Source organism: Thermus thermamylovorans, assembly GCF_004307015.1.
GTDB lineage: Bacteria > Deinococcota > Deinococci > Deinococcales > Thermaceae > Thermus > Thermus thermamylovorans.
On record NZ_SIJL01000010.1, the window covers coordinates 34,984 to 58,486 of the forward strand.

Here is a 23,503-nt window from a genome sequence, read left to right on the forward strand (position 1 = left end):
CCCTTGTGAGCGCCCTCTACCGCCGGGTGCGCCCCCTGACCTTCGCCGAGGTGGTGGGCCAGGAGCATGTGAAGGAGCCCCTGGCGCGGGCCATCCGCGAGGGGCGGCTGGCCCAGGCCTACCTCTTCTCCGGGCCCCGGGGGGTGGGGAAGACCACCACCGCCAGGCTCCTGGCCATGGCCGTGGGGTGCCAGGGGGAGGAGGCCCCTTGCGGGGTCTGCCCCCACTGCCGGGCGGTGCAGCGGGGAGCCCACCCCGACGTGGTGGAGATCGACGCCGCCAGCAACAACTCCGTGGAGGACGTGCGGGAGCTCCGCGAGCGCATCCAGCTCGCGCCCCTCGCCGCCCCCAGGAGGGTCTTTATCCTGGACGAGGCCCACATGCTCTCCAAAAGCGCCTTCAACGCCCTCCTCAAGACCCTGGAGGAGCCCCCGCCCCACGTCCTCTTCGTCTTCGCCACCACCGAACCCGAGCGCATGCCCCCCACGGTCCTCTCCCGCACCCAGCACTACCGTTTCCGCCGCCTCACCGAGAAGGAGATCGCGGGGAAGCTGAGGCGGATCCTGGAGGGGCTCGGGCGGGAGGCCGAGGAGGAGGCCCTCCGCCTCCTGGCCCGGCTGGCGGACGGGGCCATGCGGGATGCGGAAAGCCTCCTGGACCGCCTCCTCCTCCTGGAGGGCCCCCTGACCCGGGAGAAGGCGGAAGGGGCCCTGGGCCTCCCCCCCCAGGAGGCCCTCTGGGGGCTTGCGGAAAGCCTCCTAGGGGGCCGCCTGGGGGAGGCCCTGGAGGGGGCCAGGAGGCTCCACGGGGAGGGGTTCGCCCCCCGGAGCCTGGTGGGGGGGCTCATGGAGGTCCTGCGGGAAGCCCTTTACGCCGCCTACGGCCTCCCGGGAAGGGCCCTGCCCGCCCCCCCTGAGGCCCTCCTCCACGCCCTCACCTCCCTGGACGAGGCCCTGGAGCGGCTCGCCCGGCGCTCCGACCTCCTCGCCCTGGAGGCCGCCCTCCTGGAGGCTTCCGCCCGGGCCCAGCCCCCCGCGGGCACCCCAGGCCTCACCCACCCGGGCCCCCCGCCCGGCGGCCTGGAGGCCCCCCTGCCGCCCCTGGGCGACCCAAGGGAGCCTGCGCCCCCACGGGCCCCCCAAAATCCCCTCGGGGAGAGCCCGCCCCGCCACCCGGACCCGGAAGCGCAGGCGGTACCCCCTCCCGAAACCGACCTCCCCGCCCGCTTCCGGAGCTTCCTGGAGGGCCTGAGGCCCACCCTGCGGGCCTTCGTGCGGGAAGCCCGGCCCCAGGTGGAGGGGGGGGTCCTGATGCTCCGCTTCCCCGAGGACAAGGCCTTCCACCACAAGAAGGCCGCGGAGCAGAAGGCGGCTCTCATGCCCCTGGCCCAGGCCCACTTCGGGGTGGCGGAGATCGCCTTCGTCCTGGAAAAAAAAAGCCCGGACCCTAGCCCCCCCGCCTCCCGCCCGGTTCCCCCGGAGGCCCCGCTACCCCCTCCCCCCCCTTGGGGAATGGCAGCCTCCCCCGCCGAAGAGGAGGATCCCCAGGGGGGGGTAGCGGATCCCGGCCAGCGCCTGGGGGAGATCGCCCGGCGTCTTGGGGCCAGGCTCCTTTGGGTGCGCAGGCCCAGGGCTACCGAACCCGAGGAACCCGTGAGCGAGGACGAAATAGGGGGTAGTGGTATATAATGCCCCCATGACCAAGACCACCGAGCTGGGGCAGGAGACCGTGGAGAACATCCTCAAGCGGCTGAGGCGCATCGAAGGCCAGGTGCGGGGCCTGCAGAAGATGGTGGCCGAGGGCCGCCCTTGCGACGAGGTCCTCACCCAGATGACCGCCACCAAGAAGGCCATGGAGGCGGCGGCCACCCTGATCCTCCACGAGTTCCTGAACGTGTGCGCCGCCGAGGTCTCCGAGGGCAAGGTGGACCCCAAGAAGCCCGAGGAGATCGCCACCATGCTGAAGAAGTTCATCTAGCCTTGGAAGGGGCGAAGGCCAAGGGCCTGCCGCAGAGGCGGGCCGGGGGGTTTCAGGGGCGGCTCCTCCGCCTCCTTCGCGCCCTCTTCCCCCGCTGGGAGAGGCCGGACGACGCCTTCGCCCTGGCCTTCCTGCAGGGGGAGGAGCGGGCCCTGTACCTCTCCATGGACCCCCGGGACCGGGCCCACGGGGTGCGGGTGGCCCGGAGGCTCCTGCGGGACCACCCGGAGGCCCCGGCCTACGCGGTGCGGGCCGCCCTCCTGCACGACGCGGGCAAGGCCCTAAGGCCCTACCGCCCCCTGGAGCGGGTGCTCACCGGCCTCTACGCCCCTCCCCTCCCCCCCTACCCCCTGCGGCGGGGGCTCCTCGGGGCCTTCCAGGTGCGGCGCCACCATCCCCTCTACGCCGCGGAGCGCATAGAGGACCCTGAGGTGCGGGCCCTGGTCCTGGAGCACCACCGGCCGCAAAGCCTCTGGGGCGAGCGCCTCCACCGGGCGGACCGGGAGGAGTAGCCCCTTTGGGCAAACGCCCCTAGCCAACCGCCCCCCTTTGGGGTAGGGTAATCGGAGAAGCAAGGAGGACCCTATGCAGGAGTTCACCTGGCGCGTCGGTGGCCCCCAAGGGGGCGGGATCGAGACCGCGGCCACCCTCTTCGCCCGGGCGGTGGCCAAGGGCGGCTGGTGGGTGGCCACCAAGCGGGAGTACCACTCCAACATCATGGGGCGGCACTCCTACCTAGACGTGCGCCTCTCGCGAAAACCCGTGGGGGCCTTTCGGGAGAAGGTGGACTTCCTGGTGGCCCTGGACGGGGAGACCCTGGCCCGGCACCTGGGGGAGGTGCGCCCTGGCGGAGCCCTCCTCTACGACCCCAGGGCCCTGGACCTCACGGTCCACAAGCTCCCCATGCTGGACCACCGGGCGGCGGAGGCCCTCGCGGAGCGCTTCGGCAAGCTGGACCCGAGCCTCAAGGAGGTCCTGCAGGCCTACGTGGAGGCGGGGGTCCAGCCCCTGCCCTACCCCTTTGAGGAGGTGGCGGACCGGATCGGGGGGGAGCTCGGGGTGCCCTCCCTCCAGGCCCGGCGCACCCTCAACACCATCGCCGTGGCCGCGAGCCTGCGCCTTTTGGACTTTCCCCTGGAGCCCCTTCTGGAGGCCCTGGCCCATCAGTTCCGGGGCAAGGTGCTGGAGCTCAACCAGGAGGTGGCCAAGGCGGTCTACCGGGAGGAGGTCCCCAGGCTCCCCTCCCAGCTCTCCCTGAATGGCTACGAGCCGGGCCGGGTCTACCTCACGGGGGCCCAGGCGGCCGCCTTGGGGAAGCTGGCCGGGGGGCTCCGCTTCCAGACCTACTACCCCATCAGCCCGGCCACCGACGAGTCGGTGTACCTGGAGGCCCACACCGCCTTCCAAGGGGCGGACGTGGCCGTGGTCCAGACCGAGGACGAGATCGCCGCGGTGACCATGGCCATTGGCGCCGCCCTCACCGGGGCCAGGGCGGCCACCGCCACCAGCGGCCCCGGCTTCAGCCTCATGGCCGAGGGGATGGGCTTCGCCGGGATGCTGGAGGCCCCTCTGGTGGTGACCCTTTACCAGCGGGGCGGGCCCAGCACGGGGTTGCCTACCCGCACGGAGCAGGGGGACCTCCAGTTCGCCCTAAGGGGCGGGCACGGGGAGTACCCCCGGCTGGTCCTGGCCTCCGGGGACATCGAGGACGCCTTCCTGGACGCCCAGAAGGCCCTGGCCTGGGCCTGGCGCTACCAGACGGTGGTGGTGCACCTTTTGGACAAGTTTCTGGCCTCCATGGCCCAGAGCCTGCCCAAGGAGGCCCTAAAGCCCCTTTCCTTGAACGGAGAGCGGCGCTTCCCAGGCCGGGAGGGCCGGCCCGAGCCCTTCCCCCGCTACGCAATGGCCCCCGACGGCATCTCCCCCTTCGCCCCCCTGGGCACCCCGGGGAGCTTCTACTGGATGACCTCCGACGAACACGACGAGGTGGGCCACATCACCGAGGATCCCGTGGTGCGTGAGGCACAGATGGAAAAGCGCATGCAAAAGCTCCAAACCGCCCGGAAGGAGATCCCCCAAGAGGACCAGTACACCCTCTTCCGGGACGGGGAGGTCCTGGTCCTGGGCTTCGGCACGGTGAAGGGGACCCTCCTGGAAGCCCTGGAAAGCCTCCCTGGGGTGGGTTACCTGCACCTCCGGCTCCTCTGGCCCTTCCCCGAGATCGCCCCCCTCCTGGAGGGGAAGCGGCTCGTCACCGTGGAGCACAACTACTCCGGGCAGCTCGCCGATTTGGTGCAGCAGGAGACCCTCCAGAGGGTGCACCACCGGGTGGTGAAGTACAACGGCCGCCCCATCACCCTGGACGAGGCGGTGGAGGCCCTACGGGCGGTGCTGACGAAAGAGGCGCCGGAGCGCCTGGTCCTCAGGAAAGGAGTCTAGAATGCTGGAACTCAAGCCTGCCGACTACAAGGCGGAGAAGAACCCCGACTGGTGCCCCGGCTGCGGGGACTTCGGCATCCTCTCCGCCCTGCAGATGGCCCTCTTCGAGCTGAAGAAAGACCCCAGCCGGACCGTGGTCTTCTCCGGGATCGGCTGCTCGGCCAAGACCCCCCACTACCTCAACGTCTACGGGGTCCACACCCTGCACGGCCGCGTGCTCCCCATCGCCCAGGGGGCCAAGCTGGCCCACCCCCACCTCACGGTGGTGGCGGTGGGGGGGGACGGGGACGGCCTAGGGATCGGGGCCGGGCACTTCGTGGCCGCAGGCCGCAGGAACGTGGACATGCTGTACATCCTCTACGACAACGAGGTCTACGGCCTCACCAAGGGGCAGGCGGGGCCCACCCTGGGCTTCGGAGAGAAGACCAAAAGCCTCCCCAAGCCCAACCCCCAGGGGCGCATCAATCCCCTCCTCCTGGCCTTCGCCGCGGGCTACACCTGGATCGGGCGGGGCTACGCCTACGACGTGAAGGGCCTGAAGGAGCTCATCAAGGAGGGGATCCTCCACCGGGGCCTGGCCTTCCTCCACGTCCTCCAGCCCTGCCCCACCTACAACGACCTGCACACCAAGGAGTGGTTCGCTCCCCGCCTCTACCGGCTCCAGGAGGAGGGCTACGACCCCTACGTGCCCGAGGGGCTTTCCCCCGAGGAGCTGGACGGGAAGATGGCCCTCTTCCAGGCGAAGGCCGCGGAGTGGGGGGAGCGGATCCCCGTGGGGGTCTTCTGGCGGGCGGAGGCACCCACCTTCGAGGAGCGCCTCCAGGCCTACCTCCCCCGCTACCCCGGGGTCTACCCCGCCCTGGGCCAGCGGGAGGCCCTGGACCTGGAGGGGCTCCTCCGGGAGTTCGCCCTCTAGCGCCGCCCCCGCGGCCCCCCGCGGCAAGCCCTACACTGGGGGCATGGACCTCACCCACTTCAAGGACGGTCGGCCCCAGATGGTGGACGTTTCGGAAAAGCCCGCCACTCTCCGCACCGCCACCGCGGAGGCCTTTGTGGAGCTCACGGAAGAGGCCTTCCTGGCCCTGGAAGGGGGCGGGGTGGGCAAGGGGGACCCCCTCCTGGTGGCCCAGCTGGCGGGGATCCTGGGGGCCAAGCGCACCGCCGACCTCATCCCCCTCTGCCACCCCCTGCCCCTCACCGGGGTGGAGGTGCGGGCGGAGCTCCTCCGGGAAGCGAGGCGGGTACGCCTCGAGGCCACGGTGCGAACCAAGGCGGAGACCGGGGTGGAGATGGAGGCCCTCACCGCCTGCGCCGTGGCCGCCCTCACCGTCTACGACATGCTGAAGGCGGCCTCCAAGGGCCTCACCATCTCCGGGCTGCGCCTCCTCCACAAGGCGGGGGGGAAGAGCGGGGAGTGGCGGCGGGAGGGGTAGGCCGGGGAGGCGGGATGTATCCTGGGGCCATGCGCATCGCCATCGCCCTGTCCAAGGACGACGAGGGAAGGGTCTACCCCGGGCCCTTCGGCCACGCCCCCCGCTTCGCCATCTACCAGGTGGAGGGGGAGGGCTTCCGCCTTCTGGAGGTGCGGGCCAACCCCTACGCGGCCATGGAGGGGGGAAACAAGCACGCGCTCATGCGGGAGCTCCTCAAGGATGTGGACCTGCGGGTGGGGGCCCGCTTCGGCCACGGGGGGAGCCTGGGGGCCTTCCCCATGGCGGACCGCCTCGAGGTGGGCCCGGTGAAGGTGGCCGAGGCCCTGGAGCGGATCCGGGGACGGGGGACCCCCTAAGGCCTCCCCCCCTCCAGGAAGTAGCGCCGGAGGAGCTCCCGCGCCTCAGGGGATAGAGGGGTGCGCTCCAGGTAGACCTCCACCCCCCGGCGCACCCGTTCCGGGGGCTGGCCCCCGGCCCAGGGGGCGGGGAGCTCCCCGAGCCCCTCCCCCGCGCCCGGTTCCAGGAGCCCCACCCCCTCCCCCGGGGGCAGGGGAAGGGGAGGCAGGGCCGGCCCCTCCCCGAAGAGGGGTGGGGGGCCCGCCCCCCCCGGCAAGGGGGAGGGTCCCTCGGGAACCCCTTCCCCTCCCGGGCCCCCGGTCCGGCCTTCCCCCGGGGTCCCCTCCTCCCCGGCCCCCGGGGGGGTTCCGGCCCCTCCCGGCCCCGGGGCCGGCTCCCCGTCCCGGGAAACCCCCTCCCCGGGGGCGGCCTCGAGGTCCGAGGGGGGGGCTTGGGCCTCCCCTGCCCCCGGGGACACGGCCTCCCCGCCCTCCCCAGGGGGGGGAGGGAAGGCCCCCAACTCCCCCTCCGCCCCTTGGGGAGCGGGCTGGGCCTCCCCGGGGAGGGCCTCCCCTCGCCCCCCGTCAAGGGGCTCCCCGGCGGGGGCCGCCTCCCCGTCCCCCCGCCTGGGGTCCGCCGGACGCTCCACCCCGGGAGGGGCCGCCTGGCTCCCCCCCACCGTCCCGGCTCGCCAGGCGGCGAGGACGAGGACCAGGAGGAGGAGGACCAGGTAGAGGAGGAGGAGGCCCTGGGGGAAGGAGGGAAGCGCCAGAGGGGCCTTGCGCACCTCGGCCCAAAGCCGCTCCTCCCCGTAGGCCAGGGCCGTGGGGTAGGCCAGGGTCTGCCGGGCGATGGCCCGCAGGGCCGGGCCCTCGAAGAGGCGGGCGGGGAGGAGGAGGGCCAGGAGGGAGGCCAGGGCCAAGGGGGGGTGGAGGAGGCCGGGGAGGGCCAGGCCCGAGGCCAGGAGGAGGCGGTAGCGCCAGGCCAGCCGCCCCGCGTAGCGGCGGTGGAAGCCCGGGGCCATGGCCCCATTATGGCCCCGGAGGCGGGGCCGGGTCCCGCCCGGGACCACGGTCTCCCTGCCCGCAGGCTAAGGCCGCCCCGCGGGTCAGAGGCGGAAGCCGCCTGCCCGTGCCCCTGAGGCCCCCGCCGTGGCGCGGGCCGCGGAGGGCGCTTAGACTGGGACCGTAGGGGGTGGCGGGTGCGGGCGAGGGCCCTGGCGGTCTGGGGCACGGGAAGTGGGGTGGGGAAAAGCTTCCTCACCGCGGGACTTCTCCGCCACTTCCGCCGCCTGGGCCTCCGGGCGGCCCCCTTCAAGGCCCAGAACATGTCCAACCACGCCCGGGTGGTGGCCGGGGGGGAGATGGCCAGCGCCCAGTGGCTCCAGGCCCTGGCGGCGGGCGTCCCCCCCGACCCGCGGATGAACCCGGTGCTCGTCAAGCCCTTCGGGGAGCGGGGGAGCCAGGTGGTGGTCCTGGGCCAGGTGGACCCCAGGCTCTCCCGCCTCCCCTGGCGGGAGCGGCGGCCCCACCTCCTGGCCCCGGTGCGGGAGGCCCTGGAGGGGCTTTTGCGGGAGTACGACCTCCTGGTCCTCGAGGGGGCGGGCAGCCCAGTGGAGCGCAACCTCTGGCCCGACCTCCCCAACCTCCAGGCGGCAGCCTGGGCGGACGCCCGGGCCCTCCTGGTGGCGGACGTGGACCAAGGGGGCTCCCTGGGGGCCCTCTTCGGCACCTGGGCCCTTTTGGGGGAGCACCGGGAGCGGCTTGTGGGCTTCGTCCTCAACAAGTTCCGGGGGGACCTCTCCCTCCTGGAGCCCGCCTACGGCCTCCTCCGGGGCTGGACGGGGGTGCCGGTCCTGGGCACCCTGCCCCTCCTCCCCCTGGACCTCCCCGAGGAGGACGGCTTCCGCTACCGGCCCCGGACAGGGGAGGGCCCCAAGGTGGCCGTCCTCCGCTACCCCCACGCGGCCAACCTGGACGAGTTCTGGCCCCTTTCCGAGCTCGCCCGCCCCCTGTACGCCCGAACGCCGGAGGAGGCCGAGGGGGCCGACCTCCTGATCCTCCCCGGAAGCCGCCTCCCGGCCCGGGACCTCCCCTGGCTCCGCGGCTTCCTCCCCCTGATCCGGGAACACACGCAAAGAGGCAAGCCCCTCCTGGCGGTCTGCGGCGGGGCGGAGATGCTCTCCGAGCTCCTGGTGGACGAGGAAGGGGTGGAGGAAAGGGGGGTCTTCCCCGGCCTGGGCCTCCTCCCCTTCCGGGTGCGCATGGCGCGGGAGAAGACGGTGCGGCGGAGGCGGGTGCGCCTGGAGGGGCTGGAGGGCTTCTGGGGGAGGCTGAACGGCCTGGAGGCGGAGGGGTACGAGATCCACCACGGGCAGGGCCTGCCCCTCCTCCACCAGGAGGGACCCCTCCTCGCCACCTGGCTCCACGGCCTCCTGGAGGACCCCGCCGTGCAGCGGGCCCTCTTCGGCCGGGAGGCCCGGGGGCTGGAGGCGGCCCTGGAGGGGCTGGCGGACGCCGTGGAGGCGCACCTGGACCTGGGGCACCTCCACCGGGCCCTGGGCCTCGTCCGGGGGGGAGGGGTGGCCCTCGAGGGGGGTCCCTCGAGCCCCGACCCCCCGCCCCCGCCCGGGCTGGTCCTCCTCCTGGGCGGGGCGAAAAGCGGCAAGAGCCGCTTCGCCCAGCGCTTGGCCGGCCCCTTCGCCACCCTCATCGCCACCGCGGAGGCCCGGGACGAGGAGATGGCCGAGCGCATCGCCCGCCACCGGGCGGAGCGCCCCCCCACCTGGGAGACCCTGGAGGAGCCCCGGGACCTGGCCGGGGCCCTCCGCCGGGCCCGCCACCCCACGGTGGTGGTGGACTGCCTCACCCTCTGGGTGGCCAACCTCCTGGAAGGGGGGCTGGACCCCCTGGCGGAGGCCGGGCGCTTCCTGGAGGCGGTGCGGAAGAGCGGCAAGCGGGTGATTGCCGTGAGCAACGAGGTGGGGATGGGCATCGTCCCCGCCCACCCCCTGGCCCGGCGTTACCGGGACCTCCTGGGCCAGGTGAACGCCCTCCTGGCGGAAGGGGCGGAGGAGGCCTACCTCCTGGTGGCGGGAAGGCCCCTGCCCCTCCCCCCTAGGCGAAGTGGTTGAGGGGGCCGTGGCCGTGCCCCAGGCCGGGAGCGGTCTCCAGGGCCCGGGTCAGGTAGGCCTTGGCCTCCCCCACCGCCTCCCCCAGGGGCTTCCCCAGGGCCAAGAGGGCGGCGATGGCCGCGGAGAGGGTGCAGCCGGTGCCGTGGGTGTTGCGGGTCCGCACCCGGGGGGCGCGGAAGGCCCGGACCCCTTCGGCGGTGGCCAGGAGGTCCACCGCCTCCTCCCCCTCCAGGTGCCCCCCCTTGAGGAGGACGGCCCGGGGGCCCAGCTCCAGAAGGGCCCAGGCGGCCTCCTCTGCCTCCTTTGGGGTGCGTATGGGGCCTTGCAGGAGGGCCTCGGCCTCGAGGCGGTTGGGGGTGATAAGGGTGGCCAGGGGGAAGAGCCTTTCCTTCAGGGCCCGGACCGCCTCGGGCGCCAGGAGGGGATCCCCGCTTTTAGCCACCATCACCGGGTCCACCACCAAGGGCGCGATCCCGTGGCGGGCCACCGCCTCGGCCACAGCCTCCACGATGGCCCCGTTGCCCAAAGCCCCCGTCTTGGCGGCGTGGATGGGGAGGTCGTCCGCCACGCTTTGGATCTGGGCATAAACCAGGTCAGGAGGTAGGAGTTCCACCCGTTGCACTCCCAGGGTGTTTTGGGCGGTGACCAGGGTGAGGGCGCTGGCCCCATAGACCCCGAAGCGGAAGAAGGTCTTAAGGTCCGCCTGCACCCCGGCCCCGCCCCCGGAGTCGGAGCCGGCGATGGTAAGCGCTACCTGCATGCCTCACCTCGGGCATAATGAGGGTATGCGCGCCAAGGTGATGGAGCTGGACGGGCGCATGGCCCTGGTCCTTGAGGAGCATGCCCCCGGGCTGAAGCCGGGCCAGGAGGTGGAGGTGCTGGGGTGGGAAGGAGCCTTGCTGGTGGCAGAGCCGGGGGCCGGCGTAACAACCTTAAGGGCCTTGATGGCCTACCTCCAGTCCCTACAGGAGCGGGAAGCGCTTTATCGGCGCCTGGCGGATGCTTAAGCTTCCCCTCTCCTTGGTCTTGGCCATCCACGAGGACCTTCTCCGCCGCTATGGGGGAAGCCCCGGGATACTGGATTTGGGCAGGCTCGAGGCTGCCTTGGAACGCCCGTGGACTGGCTTCGCCGGGCAGGAAAGCTTCCCAACCCCTTGGGAAAAGGCCGCAGCCTACCTTGTCGGCATAGCCAAAGGCCACCCTTTCGCGGATGGCAACAAGCGGACGGCCTTCGCCGTGGCCGATATCCACCTGCGCCTTTACGGTTTTCGGCTTACCCTTAGCGACGAGGAGGCCTTCACCCTGGTGCTGGAGGTTGCCCAGTGCCGTCAGGAGGTGGGGGGCGTGGCCGAAGCTTTTCGTCAGCATCTCGACCCCCCGCCCTAGCCCACGGGGTCGTGGGCGTAGGGTGCACCCTGAAGCTCCATCCGGGCCCTGCCCCGTAGGACCGCCTCCACCAGGTTCATGGGGCAGAAGGGGCCGCACATGCTGCAGGCCTTGGTCCTGGAGCCCCGCTCCTCCTTGAGGCGGCGGGCCTCCTCGGGAAAGAGGCAGAGGGCGAACTGCCCCTCCCAGTCCAGGCGGTAGCGGGCCTCGGACATGCGCCGGTTGCGCTCCAGAGCCCGCGGGTTCCCCCGGGCCACGTCCGCGGCGTGGGCGGCGATCCGGAAGGCGATCACCCCCTCCTTCACGTGCTCCGGCGTGGGGAGGCCCAGGTGCTCCGCCGGGGTCAGGTAGCAGAGCATATCCGCCCCCATCCACCCCGCCAAGGCCCCCCCGATGGCCCCGGCGATGTGGTCGAAGCCCGCGGCGGTGTCCACGGGGAGCATTCCCAGGATGTAGAAGGGAGCATGGCCCGTGAGCTTCTTCTGGATCTGCACGTTGGCCGCAACCTCGTTCAGGGGGATATGCCCCGGCCCCTCCACCATGGCCTGCACCCCCGCCCGCCTCGCCCGTTCCACCAGCTCCCCGAGGGTGAGGAGTTCGGCCATCTGGGCCCGGTCGATGCTGTCCGCCAGGGAGCCGGGCCTCAGGCCATCCCCCAGGGAGAGGGTCATGTCATAGGTGCGGGCGATGTCCAGGAGGTCGTCAAAGCGGGCGTAGAGGGGGTTTTCCTCACCCCGGTGGAGCATCCAGGCGGCCATGAGCCCTCCTCCCCGGCTCACGATCCCCGTGGTGCGAGGGGTTTGGCGGTAGACCTCCAGGTTCCTCAGGGTCACCCCCACGTGCACGGTGATGTAGTCCACCCCCTGCCGCCCGTGCTCCTCGATGACCCCGAAAAGCTCATCCGCGGACATGTCGTAGAAGCTCTTCCTCCTGGCGGCGCGGAACTCTGCCTCGTAGATGGGCACGGTGCCCAGGGGAACGGTGGCCACCTCCAGGATTCTTTCCCGGATGGCCTTCAAGTCCCCCCCCGTGGAGAGATCCATGATGGTGTCCGCCCCGTACTGGATGGCCACCCGGGCCTTCGCCACCTCCTCCTCGAGGTCCACGTAATCGTAGGAGGTGCCCAGGTTGGCGTTCACCTTGACGGAAAGCCCCTCCCCAATCCCCTTGAAGTCCCGAAGGGTGCGGTGGTTGGGGTTCCGGGGGATCACGATCCGCCCCGCCGCCACCCCCTCCCGCACGAACCCGGGGGAAACCCCCTCCCTCTCGGCCACGTAGGCCATCTCCTCGGTGACGATGCCCTTCCTCGCCGCCTCCAGCTGGGTCATGCCCCTACCCCCATAAGCTCCAGAACCCTCGCCGCGGTCCAGGGGGCCAGGAGAACCCCGTTCCTCCCGTGGCCCACCGCGGCGTAGATGCCCTCCTCCACCTCCCCCACGAAGAGCTCCCCCACCGGCCGGTAGCCCCAGAGGGCCTCCCGGAACCGGGCCCCTTCCAAGGGGGGAAAGCGCTCGTGGGCGTAGTCCGCAAGCCACCTGAGGCCGAAGAGGTCCACCCCCGGGGCCCAGCCCTCCCGCCCCGTGGCCCCCACGTACACCCCGCCCTCCCGGGGCAGGAGGTAGCCGTCCCCGGCGAAGAGGGGCATGGGGGGCGGCGCCCCCTCCAGGAGCAAGGCCTCCCCCTTCAAGGGCCGCACCCCCAGGCCAAACCGGCCGCCCCAGGCGCCCACGGCCAGGAGGATGCGCCTGGCCTCCAGGGAAAACCTCCCCCCCTCGCCCCGCCCGTGGATCCGCCCCGGCTGCACCCGATCCACCTCGGCGGGGACCAAGGGGGTTTCCATCGCCTCCAAGGCCTTCAGCAGGGCCTGCCGCAGGGCCCGGGGGTGCACGTACCCCCCGGGGAAGGTACGCGCCCCCCTCCCCCCCCGCACAGGGTAGGCCAAGGGCTCCCGGGCTTCCCAGGCCTCCTCTTCCCCTGGGGAAAGGGCCACCACCTGGGTCCCGGAGAAGTCCGCCTCCAGCGGCAAGCCCCAATCCCCAAGCTCCGCCAAGAGGTCGGGGTAGCGCTCCAGGCCGAAGAGGGCGGCCTCCAAGACCTCCCCGGAGAGCCCCTCGGGGTAGGGGGCCAGCATCCCCGCGCTGGCGGGGGTGGCCGCCCCCTCCTTGCCCGCGTCCAGGAGGAGGACCTCGAGGCCCCGCTTCCTGAGCTCGTAGGCGGCCAGGGCCCCGATGATCCCCGCCCCCACCACCGCCACTTCCGCCCTCATGGCGTCTTCCCCAGGGGAACCCCCTCCACGGGGCTGCTGGGGCTCGCCCCCTCCCTAGGGGGCATGGGCCCCGCCAGGTAGGCCCTCCTCCCCGCCTCCACCCCCAGGCGGAAGGCCTCGGCCATGGCCACGGGGTCCTTGGCCTCGGCGATGGCGGTGTTGACCAGCACCGCATCCAGGCCCAGCTCCAGGACCTCGGCCGCGTGGGAGGGGAGGCCGAGCCCCGCGTCTACCACCACCGGGGGGAGGGTGGCCCTTTCCCGGGCGAAGAGCTCCAGAAGGGCCCGGGTCCGCACCCCCCAGCCGGAGCCGATGGGGGCCGCCAGGGGCATCACCGTGGCCGTGCCCAGCTGGGCCAGCCTTCGGGCCAGGACCAGGTCCGGGCCGATGTAGGGCAGGACCAAAAAGCCCTCCGCCAACAGGGCCTCCGCCGCCTTCAGGGTCTCCACGGGGTCGGGGAGGAGGTAGGTGGGGTCGGGGATCACCTCCAGCTTCACCCAGCGCTCCCCGGTGAGGGCCCGGCCCAGGCGGGCGATCCTCAGGGCCTCCTCCGCGGTCTTGGCCCCGGCGGTGTTGGGGAGGAGCCTCACCCCCTCCAAGGCCTCCAGAAGCCCCACGTGCCCCGGGGCCTTGGCCTCCACCCGGCGGATGGCCACGGTGACCACCTCCGCCCCCGAAGCCCTTATGGCCTCCCGCATCACCCCGAAGTCCCGGAACTTGCCCGAACCCAGGATGAGGCGGCTTTTCAGCTCCACATCCCCTACCTTCCAGGTGTCCATCTAGCCTCCTTGCATGAGGGCCACCACCTCCACCACGTCCCCTTCCTGGAGCACGCGGTGGGGCAGCTCCCGCCCGGGGTAGGCCTCCTCGTTGAGGAGGACCGCCACCCGGGCAAGGTCCACGCCCAGCTCCTCCAGGACCTCCTTGAGGGTCCTCCCCTCCAGGGGCTTGGCCTCGCCGTTAAGCCACACCATAAAGCCGCTCCTTAAAGGCCCGGGCCGCCCCCTCGGGGTCAGGGGCGTCCAGGATGGCCCGCACCACCACGACGCGCCGGGCCCCGGCCTCCAAGACCCGGTCCAGGTTCTCCAGGGTGATCCCCCCGATGGCGTACCAGGGCTTCTCCCCGAGGCTTTCCGCGGCCCAGCGCACGTACCCCAGGCCCGCCGCGGGGCGGCCGGGCTTGGTGGGGGTCTCCCACACCGGCCCTACGGAGAGGTAGTCCGCCCCCTCCGCCAACGCCCTCAGGGCCTGCTCCGGGGCGTGGGTGGAGCGGCCCACCAGCCCCCGGAAGAAGCGCCGGGCCTCCTCCGGGGCGAGGTCTCCCTGCCCCAGGTGCACCCCGTCCGCCCCCAAAAGGGCCGCCAGGTCGGGCCGGTCGTTGAGGAAAAAGGGCACCCCGTAGCGCCGGGCCAGGGAGAGCATCCTCTCCCCCAGCGCCAGGATGGGCCTGGCCTCCCAGTCCTTGGCCCGAAGCTGCACCACCTCCACCCCGCCCCCCAGGGCCCTTTCCGTGCGGTCCAGGACCTCCTCCCAGGACCAGCCGGGCCTGGGGGTCACCACCAGGTACAGCCTTCCCAGCAAGGTCTCACCTCCTCAGGCCGGCAAGGCCAAGCCCTGCGGCCCGAGGAAGGCTGGGTTTTGGGGGTTTGGGCGCTTCCGCATAGGCTTCCCTCCGCCGGCATTACCCGGATCAGGTTCCAAGGGTTGCTGGGACCCACCCAGCTCTCAGCCCCTCGCTTGGGGGCACCCCTAGCCTGCCCCTCCACTCTAGCACGGGGGGTGGGGGGAAAGGTGAGCCGGGACACGGGCCTAAGGGGCGGTCCTCGCCCCGGCTGGATGTGGTGCCCGAGGGCCGGGCCCGGTAACCTCAATAGGGTATGGAATCCCTCTGGCACCTCTTCCTGGTCGCCCTGGGCATCCTCCTCCTCTACCTGGGGGGGGAGGCCCTGGTGCGGAGCGCCGTGGCCCTGGCCCGGGCCTGGGGCGTGGCCCCGGCGGTGGTGGGCCTCACCGTGGTGGCCTTCGGCACCAGCAGCCCCGAGCTGGCGGCCAGCCTGGCCGCGGCCCTGGCGGGAAGCCCGGGGATCGCCCTGGGGAACGTGGTGGGCTCCAACATCCTGAACCTCCTCCTCATCCTGGGCCTGGCCGCCCTGCTGGCCCCCCTGAGGGCCCAAGCCCGCTTCCTGCGGCAGGAGGTGCCCTTCATGCTCCTCGCCACCCTCCTCCTCTTCCCCGCCCTCTGGACGGGGGGCGGCATAGGCCGCCTCGAGGGCCTCCTCTTCGTGGGCCTTCTCCTGGGGTACATCGGGTTCCTTTACCGGGCCACGGAGGGGGCGGAAAGGGAGGTGGAGGAGGAGTTCGCCCGGGAGTTCGGGGGGAGGGGGAGGGCGGGCCTTGGGGACTACGGCCTCCTCCTCCTCGGCCTCCTCCTTCTGGCCCTGGGGGCCCGGGTGCTCACGGAGGGGGCGGTGGCCCTAGCCCGGGGGCTCGGGGTGCCGGAACTGGTCATCGGCCTCACCCTGGTGGCCCTGGGGACCAGCCTTCCCGAGGTGGCGGCCTCCTTGGTGGCCGCCCTCAAAAGGGAACCCGATATCGCCCTGGGCAACATCGTGGGTTCCAATATCTTCAACATCCTGGGCATCCTGGGCCTCACCGCCCTGGTCCAACCCCTGGCCTTCCCCCTGGCGGAGGTCGCCCGGGACCTGGGGGTTATGCTCCTGGCGAGCCTCCTCCTCTGGCCCTTCCTCTACACGGGAGGGCGGCTCGGCCGCAGGGAGGGGGTGGTCTTCCTCCTGCTCTACCTCCTCTACCTGGGCCTTTTGGCCCGGGACCTGGGAGGCTAGGTGCCCGCGCCCGGGTTGCCCCACCGGGAAGGAGCGTACCCGGGGCCCTCCCGGGGCCCCAGACGGCTTGGGCTTGGGGGGGTGCTCAGCCCGGCCTCAAGGGGGCGGCATCTTTGGGACCTCCGGCAGGGGCAGGGGCTCCAGGTCCTGGCCCAGGCGCAAGACCCCCACCACCAGACCTCGGTGGAGGACAAAACAGCGGTACTCCCTCGGGAGGACCACCACCCGCCGGGCCAGGGAAAGCTCCCCCAGAAAGGCCAAGGGGCGCCGGGGAAGAGGCCTCCCTCGGGGGGGGCCTGGGTGGGGCCGCAACCCTCCTCCCTCCAGGGCCAGGAGGAGGTAAGGCCGCTCCCGGCCCAAGAGGACCAGGGTGACGCCGTTCTCCCGGTACAGGGCCTGGACCTCCAGGCCTCGCACCACCTCCCAGCAGCGGTGGAGGACGGGGCCCGGCCAGGGGGGGCCCCCCTCCCCTAGGACCGGGCCCAGGGCCAGGAGGAGGGCCAGCCACCTAGGCGCGGGCATCCTGGCCCCTGGCTAGGCCACCCCTCGAGGCAACCCCGGCCGACAGCAGGCCGGGCCCCCTTCTGCCAAGCCTTTCCGCCTTTCACCGGGAAGGGCTGGAGGGGCACCTTTCTCCGGAACCCCCTCCCCGAAGGGGTCAGGACAGGGTGGCATCAGAAGCCCCGCTCCGCCGAGATCAGGGCCAGGGCCGCCCGGGAGAGGAGCAGGGCCCGTCCGGGCTCCCCCTCCAGGCGGCCTTTGGCCTCGGCGATGAGGTCTTGGATCAGGGGATCCTGGCCCCGGTAGTAGACCAGCTCCCTCTCCACCCGGTCCACCGCCCTCCTAGCCCCTTCCGCCAAGCGGGGAGCAAGCTCCGCCCGGGGCCTGCGCCCGGGGGCGAAACGCCCCTGTCCCCGGCCGGGGCCCAAGCCCATGCGGGGGGCAGGGCGGGCCGGGGGCTGGGCCCGTGCCTCCGGCTCCCCCCGGGCTGCCCGGAAGAGGAGGAGGGCAGCCTGGGCCTCCCGCGCCGCCCGGAAGTAAGCCCGCTCCCCGTAGCTTGTCTCCGCCCGGGCCTTCAGGCCCTGGGCCCAGCCCAGAAGCCGTTCCTCTCCCGAAGCCCCTTGGGCCACCGTTTGGAGCCGGGCTAAGGCGGCGGCCGCGGCCGCCGCCTGCCGGTAGTCGGTCCCTTGGGCTAAGGAAAATCCCGCCGCCAAGAGGAAGAGCCCCCAAAGCACCTGCTTCATGGCTTCACCTCCCGGGTCTCAAGCTAGCCCCTTTGGCCAAAGGGCGCACGGGGAGAAAGCTTAAGGGAGGCCAAAGGCAAGGAGAACCCCACGGCGGCCCCGCCCCGGTTTTCCGCCACCGCCTGCCCCCCGTGGGCCCGGGCCACCGCCGCCACCAGGGCCAGGCCCAAGCCTGTGCCCCGCCCCCCGTGGACAAAGGGTTCGAAGACCCGGGGGAGGAGTTCCGGGGGAAAGCCGGGCCCCGCGTCTACCAACCAGAGCCAAAGCCGCTCCCCCTCCAGCTGAACCTCCCCCCTAAGGGGCAAGGCCCCGTGCCGCTGGGCGTTTTCCCGAAGGTTCTCCACCGCCAGGGCCAAAAGCTCGGGATCGGCCAGGGCCACTCCCTCCCCCTTCACCTCTATGGCCCGCTCTTCCAGGAAGGCCCGAAGGTCCAAGGGGACGGGCCGGATTGTGGTGGCCTCAAGGCGAGAAAGCCGCAAAAGCCCCGCCAGGATGGCCTCCATGCGCTCCGCCTCCCGCAAGGCCCCGGCCAAGGCCCGGGGCTCGGACCTGCGCTGGAGCACCTCTAGGTAGCCCTTGAGGGCAGTCAGCGGGGTGCGCAGCTCGTGGGAGGCGTGGCGGGCAAAGCGGCGGGCCGCCTCCTCCTTCTGGGAAAGCTCGGCCAGAAGGCCTGCCACCCGGGCCAAAAGCCCGTTCAAGGCCGCCACCACCGGCTTGAGCTCCGCCACCTTGGGGTCCGGCAAGGGGGATAGGTCGGCGGGGGCCCTCTCCTTGAGGAAAAGGGTCAGGTGGGAAAGGGGCCGCAAGGCCCAGGAGAGCCCCAAGGCGGCCAGGAGGAACACCAAAAGGAGTACCCCCCCGCCCCAGGTGGCGTAGAGGAGGAGAAGCCGCCGGCCCAGGCCCGCCGCCCCCTCTAGGGGCACCGCCAAGCCGAACCCGCCCCCCTCCCAGGGGAGAGCCACGAAGAGCACCCCCCGGTGGACCCCTTGGTAGGCCCGCCCTTCCGCCAAGACCCGCGGCAGGTCCGGGGGAAGCTCCCAAGCCTCCAGCTGGGTAAAGGCGATCCCTTCCCCTACCACGAATCCCACCCCGCCCCCCAGGGTCTGCCCCAAGCGGAAAAGCTCCAAAAGAAGGGCCTCCACCGGCTGTTCCCGCGGGGAGGGGGTCTCCAGCAACCCCTCCTCCCGCAGGAGGAAGAGCCGGGCGTAAAGGGCCCGCCTCAGGTCCTCCGCCGCCGCCCGCTCCGCTTCCCTTGCCGAGAGGAGGGCCAGGGGCAGGGCCAAGAGGAGGAGGGCCAGAAGGAAGAGGGTAAAGAGCCTGGCCCTAAGGGAGGCAAAGACGGTAGCCATAGCCGCGCACCGTCTGGATGGGACCGGGCTCCCCCAAGGCCTTGCGCAGGAGGGAGAGGTGGACCTCGAGGGTGGCAGGCTCCACAGGCTCCCCCCAGACCTTGAGCATCAGGGCCTCCTTGGGGATGACCTCCTCTGGGGCCTCCAAGAAGGCCCGGAGGAGGAGGAAGGCCTTGGGGGGAAGGGCAAGCCGCCTCTTTCCGCGGTAGGCCTCCATGCGCCGGGGGTAGAGGCGGAGGTCCTTGTAGACGAGAACTTCCGCTTGCCTGTGGGCCCGCCGGTGCAGGGCCTCGAGGCGGGCCAAAAGCTCCTGCAGGCTATAGGGCTTCACCAGGTAGTCGTCGGCCCCCTCCTTCAAGCCCTTCACCCGCCACTCCACCGCGTCCAAGGCGGTGAGCATAAGCACCGGCACCTCCGAGCGGGCGCGGATCTCCCTGAGGAGGGCAAACCCGTCCCCCTCGGGCAGGAGGACATCCAGGACCACGGCCTCGGCCCAGGGGAGAAACCCCAGGGCCTCCTTCGGGCCCCAGGCGGCCCGCACCTCGTGCCCTTCAAGGGAGAGGCCGAGCTCCAAGGCCTCCCGCACCCCAGGATCGTCCTCCACCACGAGCACCCTCATGCCGGCTTCTGCCAAAGGCTAAGGGACCGCACCGGGGCGTAGACCTCCAGAGGCGGCAGGGCCTCGCCGGTCCTGAGGTCGATGCGGTGGACCCGGCTCGCCCCCCGCCGCGCCGCGTAGAGGACCCCCCCAAGGGGCAAAAGCTCCACCAGGCTCATCCGGTCCTCCCCCTCCAGGAGGGGGAGGGCGTAGGAGGCCAGAAGGGCCCCCGAGAGATCTACCACCCGCACCTTGGCCGCCTCCACGTCGTAAAGGTAAAGCCGCTCCCCCGCCACCCCCACCCCGCCCAAAAGCCTCAGCTCCCCGCTCTCCTTGGTGCGGCGGAAGGCGTAGCGGGAGAGGTAACGGCCCTCAGGGGTGAGGCGCTGCACCTGGCGGTTGCCGTAGTCCAGGACGAAGAGGTGCTCCCCCGCCGCCACCAGGGCCTTGGGGTCTTGGAAGGTGCCCCGCCCTGGGCCCTGGCCGCCGAAGCGCCCCTGGTACTGCCCCTTCAGGTCCAGGCGGCTGATGGTGGCGGTCTCCCCGTCCAGGACGAAGAGGGTGCCGTCCGCCACCGCCAGGGCCAGGGGGAAGAGGAACTCCCCGGGCCTCATCCCGTAGGGCCCGGCGGAGAGGAGGAGCTCCCCTTCCGGGGAGAAGCGGTGCAGGAGCTTGGCCCCGTGTTCGAAGACGGCGACCCAGATCCCCCCCTCGGGGTCGGCGGCGGCGGCCAGGGGAGGGGCGGGGAAGTGGCCGGGGGAGGAACCGATGCCGGAAAGGAGCCTCGCGGCGGTGCCCTCCATGTCCAGGAGACGCACCGTGCCCTTTTTGGCCTCCACCCCCAGGAGGAGGTAGTGGGGGTGGGGCAGGCCCTTTTCCTCTTGCCAAGGCCCCTCGAGGCCCCGGATCACCTCCTCCAGGCTGGGGCGCTTGGCCGGGTCCTTCTCCAGCATCCTGAGGACCAGGTCGGAAAGGGCCTGGGGGATCTCCGGGCGGAGCTGCTTGGGCGGGGTGGGCACCTGGAAGATCTGCTGGTGGATGACGGTCTCGTACCCCCCGGTGAAGGGAGGCTGGCCGGTCAGGGTCTCGTAGAGGACGATCCCCAGGGAGTAGATGTCCGAACGGTGGTCCAGCTTCTGCCCCTTGGCCTGCTCCGGGCTCATGTAGACCGGGGTGCCGATGCGGGCCCCGGTGATGGTGAGACGGGTGAGCACCTTCCCCGCGGCGATGCCGAAGTCCATGAGGCGCACGCCCCGGGGGTCCACCCCGTCCTCCCGCAAAGCCCCCCGGAGGACCATGACGTTCCCCGGCTTGATGTCCCGGTGGACGATGCCCTGGGCGTGGATGTGGCGGAGGGCGTCCGCCACCCGGGCGAGGACGGCCACCGCCTGCTTGAGGCTTAGCCGCCGTTCCTCGATGAGCTTGTCCAGCCCCTCCCCGTCCAGGAACTCCATGGCGATGTAGTGGACCCCCTCCACCTGGCCGTGGTCGTAGACCTTGACGATGGCGGGGTGGTCCATCCGGGAGAGCACCTCGGCCTCCCGGTGGAAGCGGCGCACGAAGCGGGGATCCCCCACAAACCGCTCCTGGGGCACCTTGAGGGCCACCAACCGGCCCGTCTTCCTGTCCTTGGCCTTGTAGACGGTGGCCATGCCCCCCAGGCCCACCTTTTCCAGGATCTCGTAGCGGCCGGAGAGGGCCTCGGCCTCCTCTCTGGCCTGGGGCCGGCCCGGCCGCCCATCGGCGGGGGGTGGGCGCCGCCTGGGCCTCCGGCGGGGGGCCAGGTAGACCCGGGGGGCCACCAGGACCCCGAGGCCCAGGAGGAGCCAAGGCCAAAGGGGCTCCCCCCGCACCCCCGTGGCCCAGCCCGCCCCGACCAGGAGGGCCAGTAAGAGGAAGAGGGGCCAAGGGGCAAGCCGGGAGACCAGGAGGGCGGTAAGCAGGACCAGGAGGAGGGCCAAAAGCCAGTGCATCACTCCACCCTCATGGCCACAGCGGTCACATTGTCATCGCCTCCCCGGCGGAGGGCCTCGGAGAGGAGGGCCTCGAGACCCCTTTGGAGGTCGCGGCCCAGGCACCACTCCTCCTCGGGGACCAAACCGTAGAGCCCATCGGTCACCAGGAGCACCCCTTCCCCCGGCAAAAGCCGCACCTCCTTGAGGTCGAACCGGGCCCCGGGCAGGCCCAAAGCCCGGGTGAGGACGTTGCGGTAAGGATGGCGCTCGGCCTCCGTGGGGGTGAGCAACCCCTCCTTGAGGCGCTCCGCCACCCAGGAGTGGTCCTCGGTCAGGCGTTCCAGGCCGCCCGGGCCCAGCCGGTAAGCCCGGGAGTCCCCGATGTGGCCCACCACCCCTTCCCGGGTCCAGTCAGCGTAGAGGAAGGCGGTGAGGGTGGTGCCCATGCCCCGGTACTCCGGCCTTTCCGCCTCCTTCTCCACCCGCTTCTGGGCCAGGGCCAGGGCCTTTTCCATCACCCGGGAAAGCCCCACCGCGGGGCGGTCTCCCTTGAGGTGATCGGCATAGGCGCGCATAGCCTCGGAAAGCGCCTCGATGGCCACCTTGCTGGCCCGCTCTCCCGCCTCCAGGCCCCCCATGCCGTCGGCCACCGCCAGGAGGAGGAGGTTGCCCTGGGGCACCTCCAGGCGCAGCACCCGGTGAAAGTCCTCGTTGTTCTGGCGGCGGCCCACGTGGGAAACGGCGGCCACGCTGAACCGGGGAGCCAGGCGCATCAGGTCCATTGTACTAGGATGGAGGGGTGGACCCCCTGGCGGACCTGGTGGACCTCTACGAGTACCGGGTGGAGGACCTGCTGGCGGGGCGTAGCCCCAAAGGGGGCAAGAAGGCCCTGCTCCGGCTTAGGGCCCAGCTGGCCGAGGCCCGCCTCCCAGGCCCTCTGGCCAAACGGTTCCGCCAGGCGGACGCCCGCTTCCGCGCCCTGAGGGCAAAGCCCGCGGAACCTCCCCTGGACCTGACCAGCCTGATGCCCGAGGACCTCTCCCCCCCGCCCCAAAGGGAAGCCCAACCAGCCCTGCAGACCATGGCCCTCAAGGTCTGGCGGCTCCTCACGGAGCGGGAGGTGCGGGTTAAGGCCAAGGAATTGCTCTTGGGGCGCCGGGAGGAGTTACGGCTCATCCACGCCTTTTTGCAAAACTACCTGGACTACCGGGAGAAGGAGGGCTTCCGGCGGGACTTCAACCTCTCCCGCTTCTCCCCTACCCATGCCATCCCCTCCCTCTCGGAAAGCCTGCTGGACCTGGAGGACCCCAAGGTGGCCGAGGCCCTAGTGGCGGATTTCCTGGAAACAATCCTGAATCTACCTCGGGACCTCCCCCTTCCCCCCGAGGAAACCCGTACCTACGTCCGGCGCTTTCTGAATCGGCTCCTGGATTGGGAAGGGGCCTACGGCCTGCCCCCCAGGCGGGACCTCTTGGCCCTCAGGCGGGCCCTGGAGGAAGCCCGGCGCCTGGGCGCGGGCACCCCGGAGGTGGCCCGGCTGGAGGAGCGCCTGAGGCGGGAGGCCCAGGAGGAGAGGCGCCGCGAGCTCCTCTTGGAGGAGGAGCGGGGGCGTTTCCGCGTGGCCCTGGAGAAGGTGCTGGCCCTCCTCAGCCTCCTCCCGAGCCCCCAAGGGGAGACTCCCTGGCCGCGGGTGCCCGAACCAGGCCGGCTGGAGGAGAACCTCGCCACCCTGCCCCTGGCGCCGGGCCGCATCCCCTTAGGCCCCCTCACCCTCACCTTGAGCCAGGTGGAGGGCACCTGGCACCTGGGCCTGGGGGGGGAGGACTACCCCCTGGGGGTGGACTCGGACACCCTGGTGATCCCCTGGGAAGACCTCGAGGTCCTCGCCGTCCGGGAAGGGGGGCTCCTCCACCTGCGGCTGGAGGCCCGCAGCGGGCTGCGCCTTTACGAGCTCCTGGCCGAGGGGCGGATCCTAGCCCTTCTCCTCCGCCCCGAAGGGGATTACGCCCACCTGCGGCTCCTCCGGGCCCTTTCCGCGCGGCTCAAAGGGGAGTTCAGCCCTCAGGCCTTTGGACCCGATCTGGCGGAGAAATACCGCCAGGCCCCCGAAGAAACCCTCCAGGACTTCGCCCGCAAGGTGCTGGAACTGGCCCTGAAACGCCTGGGACCCCTGGATCCCGGCCCCCCCCTTTCGGAGGTGGGCCAGGCCCTGGGCCTGGGGAAGGAAGCGGAGGCTTTGGCCGAGGCCCTGAAGGCCTACTTAGGCCGCCGCCCCCCCACCCGGGAAACCCTGGGGGGGGAGGTACACCTCCTCTCCCTCTCCCCGGAACCCGCCTCCTTGAGGGTGGGGCAGAGCGTCCTCTTCCTGAGGCTGCGGGAGGACGCCGCCTACATCGGCCAGGCGGGGGAGGTGCCCCGGAGGCTTAAGGACCTCCTGGTTTACCGCCTGGCCGAAGGCAGCCTGATCCTGGTGCGGGAGGGGTCGCGGGTAGCCTACCTCGTGGCGGAAACCTAAAGGCCAGGGATACGCCCTTCCCTTTTCGC

Annotated in this window: 25 protein-coding genes and 1 riboswitch; of the genes, 12 read left to right on the plus strand and 13 right to left on the minus strand. The window is 71.9% G+C overall.

The genetic code is table 11. From position 1 onward, the window contains the following. Positions 1–5: 5 nt before the first annotated feature. The 7 genes from dnaX to ETP66_RS08460 all read left to right on the plus strand — a co-directional run bounded on the left by dnaX (position 6) and on the right by ETP66_RS08460 (position 6,205). On the plus strand, positions 6–1,688 hold the full coding sequence (gene dnaX / locus ETP66_RS08430; protein ID WP_130842198.1) for a DNA polymerase III subunit gamma/tau: 1,683 nt from the start codon (positions 6–8) through the stop codon (positions 1,686–1,688). Positions 1,689–1,695: 7 nt separating this feature from the next. Further along, a complete protein-coding gene (locus ETP66_RS08435) occupies positions 1,696–1,977 on the plus strand; it encodes a metal-sensitive transcriptional regulator (protein ID WP_130842199.1) in 282 nt (93 codons plus the stop codon). Positions 1,978–1,979: 2 nt separating this feature from the next. Next, complete coding sequence (locus tag ETP66_RS08440) at positions 1,980–2,489, plus strand: HD domain-containing protein (protein ID WP_236630170.1); 510 nt, start codon at positions 1,980–1,982, stop codon at positions 2,487–2,489. Positions 2,490–2,562: 73 nt separating this feature from the next. Continuing rightward, positions 2,563–4,416, plus strand: a complete 1,854-nt coding sequence (locus ETP66_RS08445; RefSeq protein ID WP_130842200.1) for a 2-oxoacid:acceptor oxidoreductase subunit alpha — start codon at positions 2,563–2,565, stop codon at positions 4,414–4,416. A gap of 1 nt (position 4,417) precedes the next feature. Continuing rightward, positions 4,418–5,332: a 2-oxoacid:ferredoxin oxidoreductase subunit beta gene (locus ETP66_RS08450; RefSeq protein ID WP_130842201.1), complete on the plus strand. Its 915-nt coding sequence runs from the start codon at positions 4,418–4,420 to the stop codon at positions 5,330–5,332. 43 nt (positions 5,333–5,375) lie between these two features. After that, positions 5,376–5,849: a cyclic pyranopterin monophosphate synthase MoaC gene (gene moaC / locus ETP66_RS08455; RefSeq protein ID WP_130842202.1), complete on the plus strand. Its 474-nt coding sequence runs from the start codon at positions 5,376–5,378 to the stop codon at positions 5,847–5,849. Positions 5,850–5,878: 29 nt separating this feature from the next. After that, the gene (locus tag ETP66_RS08460; RefSeq protein ID WP_130842203.1) at positions 5,879–6,205 is read left to right on the plus strand and encodes a NifB/NifX family molybdenum-iron cluster-binding protein; all 327 of its coding nucleotides are present in this window, start codon (positions 5,879–5,881) and stop codon (positions 6,203–6,205) included. On the opposite strand, the gene ETP66_RS11940 is transcribed toward ETP66_RS08460, so the two are convergent. After that, on the minus strand, positions 6,202–7,209 hold the full coding sequence (locus tag ETP66_RS11940; protein WP_161569075.1) for a hypothetical protein: 1,008 nt from the start codon (positions 7,207–7,209) through the stop codon (positions 6,202–6,204). The two genes, ETP66_RS08460 and ETP66_RS11940, sit on opposite strands and share 4 nt — an antisense overlap. 177 nt (positions 7,210–7,386) lie before the next feature. Between ETP66_RS11940 and ETP66_RS08470 the strand changes: the two genes are divergently transcribed. Beyond that, positions 7,387–9,318, plus strand: a complete 1,932-nt coding sequence (locus tag ETP66_RS08470; RefSeq protein ID WP_130842204.1) for a cobyric acid synthase — start codon at positions 7,387–7,389, stop codon at positions 9,316–9,318. Here the strand turns inward: ETP66_RS08470 and thiD are convergent. Further along, positions 9,302–10,078 carry a bifunctional hydroxymethylpyrimidine kinase/phosphomethylpyrimidine kinase gene (thiD, locus tag ETP66_RS08475; RefSeq protein WP_130842205.1) on the minus strand — a complete coding sequence of 259 codons (777 nt, stop codon included), beginning with the start codon at positions 10,076–10,078 and terminating at the stop codon, positions 9,302–9,304. The genes ETP66_RS08470 and thiD overlap by 17 nt on opposite strands. A 25-nt stretch (positions 10,079–10,103) precedes the next feature. Here thiD and ETP66_RS08480 point away from each other — a divergent pair, with 25 nt between their 5' ends. Together ETP66_RS08480 and ETP66_RS08485 are read left to right on the plus strand one after the other, a co-directional pair. Continuing rightward, on the plus strand, positions 10,104–10,325 hold the full coding sequence (locus ETP66_RS08480; protein WP_130842206.1) for a hypothetical protein: 222 nt from the start codon (positions 10,104–10,106) through the stop codon (positions 10,323–10,325). Further along, positions 10,318–10,704 (plus strand): type II toxin-antitoxin system death-on-curing family toxin, encoded by a 387-nt coding sequence (locus ETP66_RS08485; protein ID WP_130842207.1) that lies wholly within the window; start codon positions 10,318–10,320, stop codon positions 10,702–10,704. The genes ETP66_RS08480 and ETP66_RS08485 overlap by 8 nt, the downstream gene beginning before the upstream one ends. Here ETP66_RS08485 and thiC read toward each other — a convergent pair. Genes thiC through thiE form a run of 5 tightly spaced genes read right to left on the minus strand, consistent with a single transcriptional unit; the run spans position 10,701 to position 14,551 of the window. Next, entirely contained in the window at positions 10,701–12,032 is a 1,332-nt protein-coding gene (thiC, locus tag ETP66_RS08490) for a phosphomethylpyrimidine synthase ThiC (protein ID WP_130842208.1), read from the minus strand. The two genes, ETP66_RS08485 and thiC, sit on opposite strands and share 4 nt — an antisense overlap. Further along, complete coding sequence (locus ETP66_RS08495; RefSeq protein ID WP_130842209.1) at positions 12,029–12,970, minus strand: NAD(P)/FAD-dependent oxidoreductase; 942 nt, start codon at positions 12,968–12,970, stop codon at positions 12,029–12,031. Before ETP66_RS08495 ends, thiC begins: the two co-directional genes overlap by 4 nt. Continuing rightward, positions 12,967–13,749, minus strand: a complete 783-nt coding sequence (locus ETP66_RS08500; protein WP_130842210.1) for a thiazole synthase — start codon at positions 13,747–13,749, stop codon at positions 12,967–12,969. Before ETP66_RS08500 ends, ETP66_RS08495 begins: the two co-directional genes overlap by 4 nt. Beyond that, positions 13,750–13,944 carry a sulfur carrier protein ThiS gene (thiS, locus tag ETP66_RS08505; protein ID WP_130842211.1) on the minus strand — a complete coding sequence of 65 codons (195 nt, stop codon included), beginning with the start codon at positions 13,942–13,944 and terminating at the stop codon, positions 13,750–13,752. Further along, a complete protein-coding gene (gene thiE, locus ETP66_RS08510) occupies positions 13,931–14,551 on the minus strand; it encodes a thiamine phosphate synthase (protein ID WP_130842212.1) in 621 nt (206 codons plus the stop codon). The genes thiS and thiE overlap by 14 nt, the downstream gene beginning before the upstream one ends. 69 nt (positions 14,552–14,620) lie before the next feature. Continuing rightward, positions 14,621–14,731: riboswitch (TPP riboswitch) on the minus strand. Positions 14,732–14,847: 116 nt separating this feature from the next. Between thiE and ETP66_RS08515 the strand changes: the two genes are divergently transcribed. Further along, a complete protein-coding gene (locus ETP66_RS08515) occupies positions 14,848–15,813 on the plus strand; it encodes a calcium/sodium antiporter (protein ID WP_130842213.1) in 966 nt (321 codons plus the stop codon). A gap of 96 nt (positions 15,814–15,909) precedes the next feature. Here ETP66_RS08515 and ETP66_RS08520 read toward each other — a convergent pair whose 3' ends face one another. The 6 genes from ETP66_RS08520 to ETP66_RS08545 form a co-directional block, all read right to left on the minus strand. Next, positions 15,910–16,335: a hypothetical protein gene (locus ETP66_RS08520; RefSeq protein WP_130842214.1), complete on the minus strand. Its 426-nt coding sequence runs from the start codon at positions 16,333–16,335 to the stop codon at positions 15,910–15,912. Between the two features lie 152 nt (positions 16,336–16,487). Further along, complete coding sequence (locus ETP66_RS08525; RefSeq protein WP_130842215.1) at positions 16,488–17,057, minus strand: hypothetical protein; 570 nt, start codon at positions 17,055–17,057, stop codon at positions 16,488–16,490. A 23-nt stretch (positions 17,058–17,080) separates the two neighbouring features. After that, entirely contained in the window at positions 17,081–18,406 is a 1,326-nt protein-coding gene (locus ETP66_RS08530) for a sensor histidine kinase (protein WP_130842216.1), read from the minus strand. Continuing rightward, entirely contained in the window at positions 18,381–19,025 is a 645-nt protein-coding gene (locus tag ETP66_RS08535; protein WP_130842217.1) for a response regulator transcription factor, read from the minus strand. Before ETP66_RS08535 ends, ETP66_RS08530 begins: the two co-directional genes overlap by 26 nt. Next, positions 19,022–20,977 (minus strand): serine/threonine-protein kinase, encoded by a 1,956-nt coding sequence (locus tag ETP66_RS08540; protein ID WP_130842218.1) that lies wholly within the window; start codon positions 20,975–20,977, stop codon positions 19,022–19,024. Before ETP66_RS08540 ends, ETP66_RS08535 begins: the two co-directional genes overlap by 4 nt. Continuing rightward, positions 20,977–21,732 (minus strand): PP2C family protein-serine/threonine phosphatase, encoded by a 756-nt coding sequence (locus ETP66_RS08545; protein ID WP_201738513.1) that lies wholly within the window; start codon positions 21,730–21,732, stop codon positions 20,977–20,979. Before ETP66_RS08545 ends, ETP66_RS08540 begins: the two co-directional genes overlap by 1 nt. Positions 21,733–21,758: 26 nt before the next feature. Here ETP66_RS08545 and ETP66_RS08550 point away from each other — a divergent pair, with 26 nt between their 5' ends. Beyond that, a complete protein-coding gene (locus ETP66_RS08550; protein WP_130842220.1) occupies positions 21,759–23,474 on the plus strand; it encodes a hypothetical protein in 1,716 nt (571 codons plus the stop codon). The last annotated feature ends 29 nt before the right edge of the window (positions 23,475–23,503 follow it).

Excerpts from the sequence above, each read along its gene's own strand:
- ETP66_RS08535 (WP_130842217.1), bottom strand. The coding sequence starts at position 19,025 with ATGAGGGTGCTCGTGGTGGAGGACGATCCTGGGGTGCGGGAGGCCTTG.
- thiS (WP_130842211.1), bottom strand. The coding sequence starts at position 13,944 with ATGGTGTGGCTTAACGGCGAGGCCAAGCCCCTGGAGGGGAGGACCCTC.
- thiC (WP_130842208.1), bottom strand. The coding sequence starts at position 12,032 with ATGACCCAGCTGGAGGCGGCGAGGAAGGGCATCGTCACCGAGGAGATG.
- ETP66_RS08530 (WP_130842216.1), bottom strand. The coding sequence starts at position 18,406 with ATGGCTACCGTCTTTGCCTCCCTTAGGGCCAGGCTCTTTACCCTCTTC.
- ETP66_RS08495 (WP_130842209.1), bottom strand. The coding sequence starts at position 12,970 with ATGAGGGCGGAAGTGGCGGTGGTGGGGGCGGGGATCATCGGGGCCCTG.
- ETP66_RS11940 (WP_161569075.1), bottom strand. The coding sequence starts at position 7,209 with ATGGCCCCGGGCTTCCACCGCCGCTACGCGGGGCGGCTGGCCTGGCGC.
- ETP66_RS08460 (WP_130842203.1), top strand. The coding sequence starts at position 5,879 with ATGCGCATCGCCATCGCCCTGTCCAAGGACGACGAGGGAAGGGTCTAC.
- ETP66_RS08500 (WP_130842210.1), bottom strand. The coding sequence starts at position 13,749 with ATGGACACCTGGAAGGTAGGGGATGTGGAGCTGAAAAGCCGCCTCATC.
- ETP66_RS08525 (WP_130842215.1), bottom strand. The coding sequence starts at position 17,057 with ATGAAGCAGGTGCTTTGGGGGCTCTTCCTCTTGGCGGCGGGATTTTCC.
- thiD (WP_130842205.1), bottom strand. The coding sequence starts at position 10,078 with ATGCAGGTAGCGCTTACCATCGCCGGCTCCGACTCCGGGGGCGGGGCC.
- ETP66_RS08545 (WP_201738513.1), bottom strand. The coding sequence starts at position 21,732 with ATGCGCCTGGCTCCCCGGTTCAGCGTGGCCGCCGTTTCCCACGTGGGC.
- ETP66_RS08445 (WP_130842200.1), top strand. The coding sequence starts at position 2,563 with ATGCAGGAGTTCACCTGGCGCGTCGGTGGCCCCCAAGGGGGCGGGATC.
- ETP66_RS08485 (WP_130842207.1), top strand. The coding sequence starts at position 10,318 with ATGCTTAAGCTTCCCCTCTCCTTGGTCTTGGCCATCCACGAGGACCTT.
- ETP66_RS08480 (WP_130842206.1), top strand. The coding sequence starts at position 10,104 with ATGCGCGCCAAGGTGATGGAGCTGGACGGGCGCATGGCCCTGGTCCTT.
- ETP66_RS08540 (WP_130842218.1), bottom strand. The coding sequence starts at position 20,977 with ATGCACTGGCTTTTGGCCCTCCTCCTGGTCCTGCTTACCGCCCTCCTG.
- ETP66_RS08515 (WP_130842213.1), top strand. The coding sequence starts at position 14,848 with ATGGAATCCCTCTGGCACCTCTTCCTGGTCGCCCTGGGCATCCTCCTC.
- moaC (WP_130842202.1), top strand. The coding sequence starts at position 5,376 with ATGGACCTCACCCACTTCAAGGACGGTCGGCCCCAGATGGTGGACGTT.
- ETP66_RS08520 (WP_130842214.1), bottom strand. The coding sequence starts at position 16,335 with ATGCCCGCGCCTAGGTGGCTGGCCCTCCTCCTGGCCCTGGGCCCGGTC.
- ETP66_RS08435 (WP_130842199.1), top strand. The coding sequence starts at position 1,696 with ATGACCAAGACCACCGAGCTGGGGCAGGAGACCGTGGAGAACATCCTC.
- ETP66_RS08450 (WP_130842201.1), top strand. The coding sequence starts at position 4,418 with ATGCTGGAACTCAAGCCTGCCGACTACAAGGCGGAGAAGAACCCCGAC.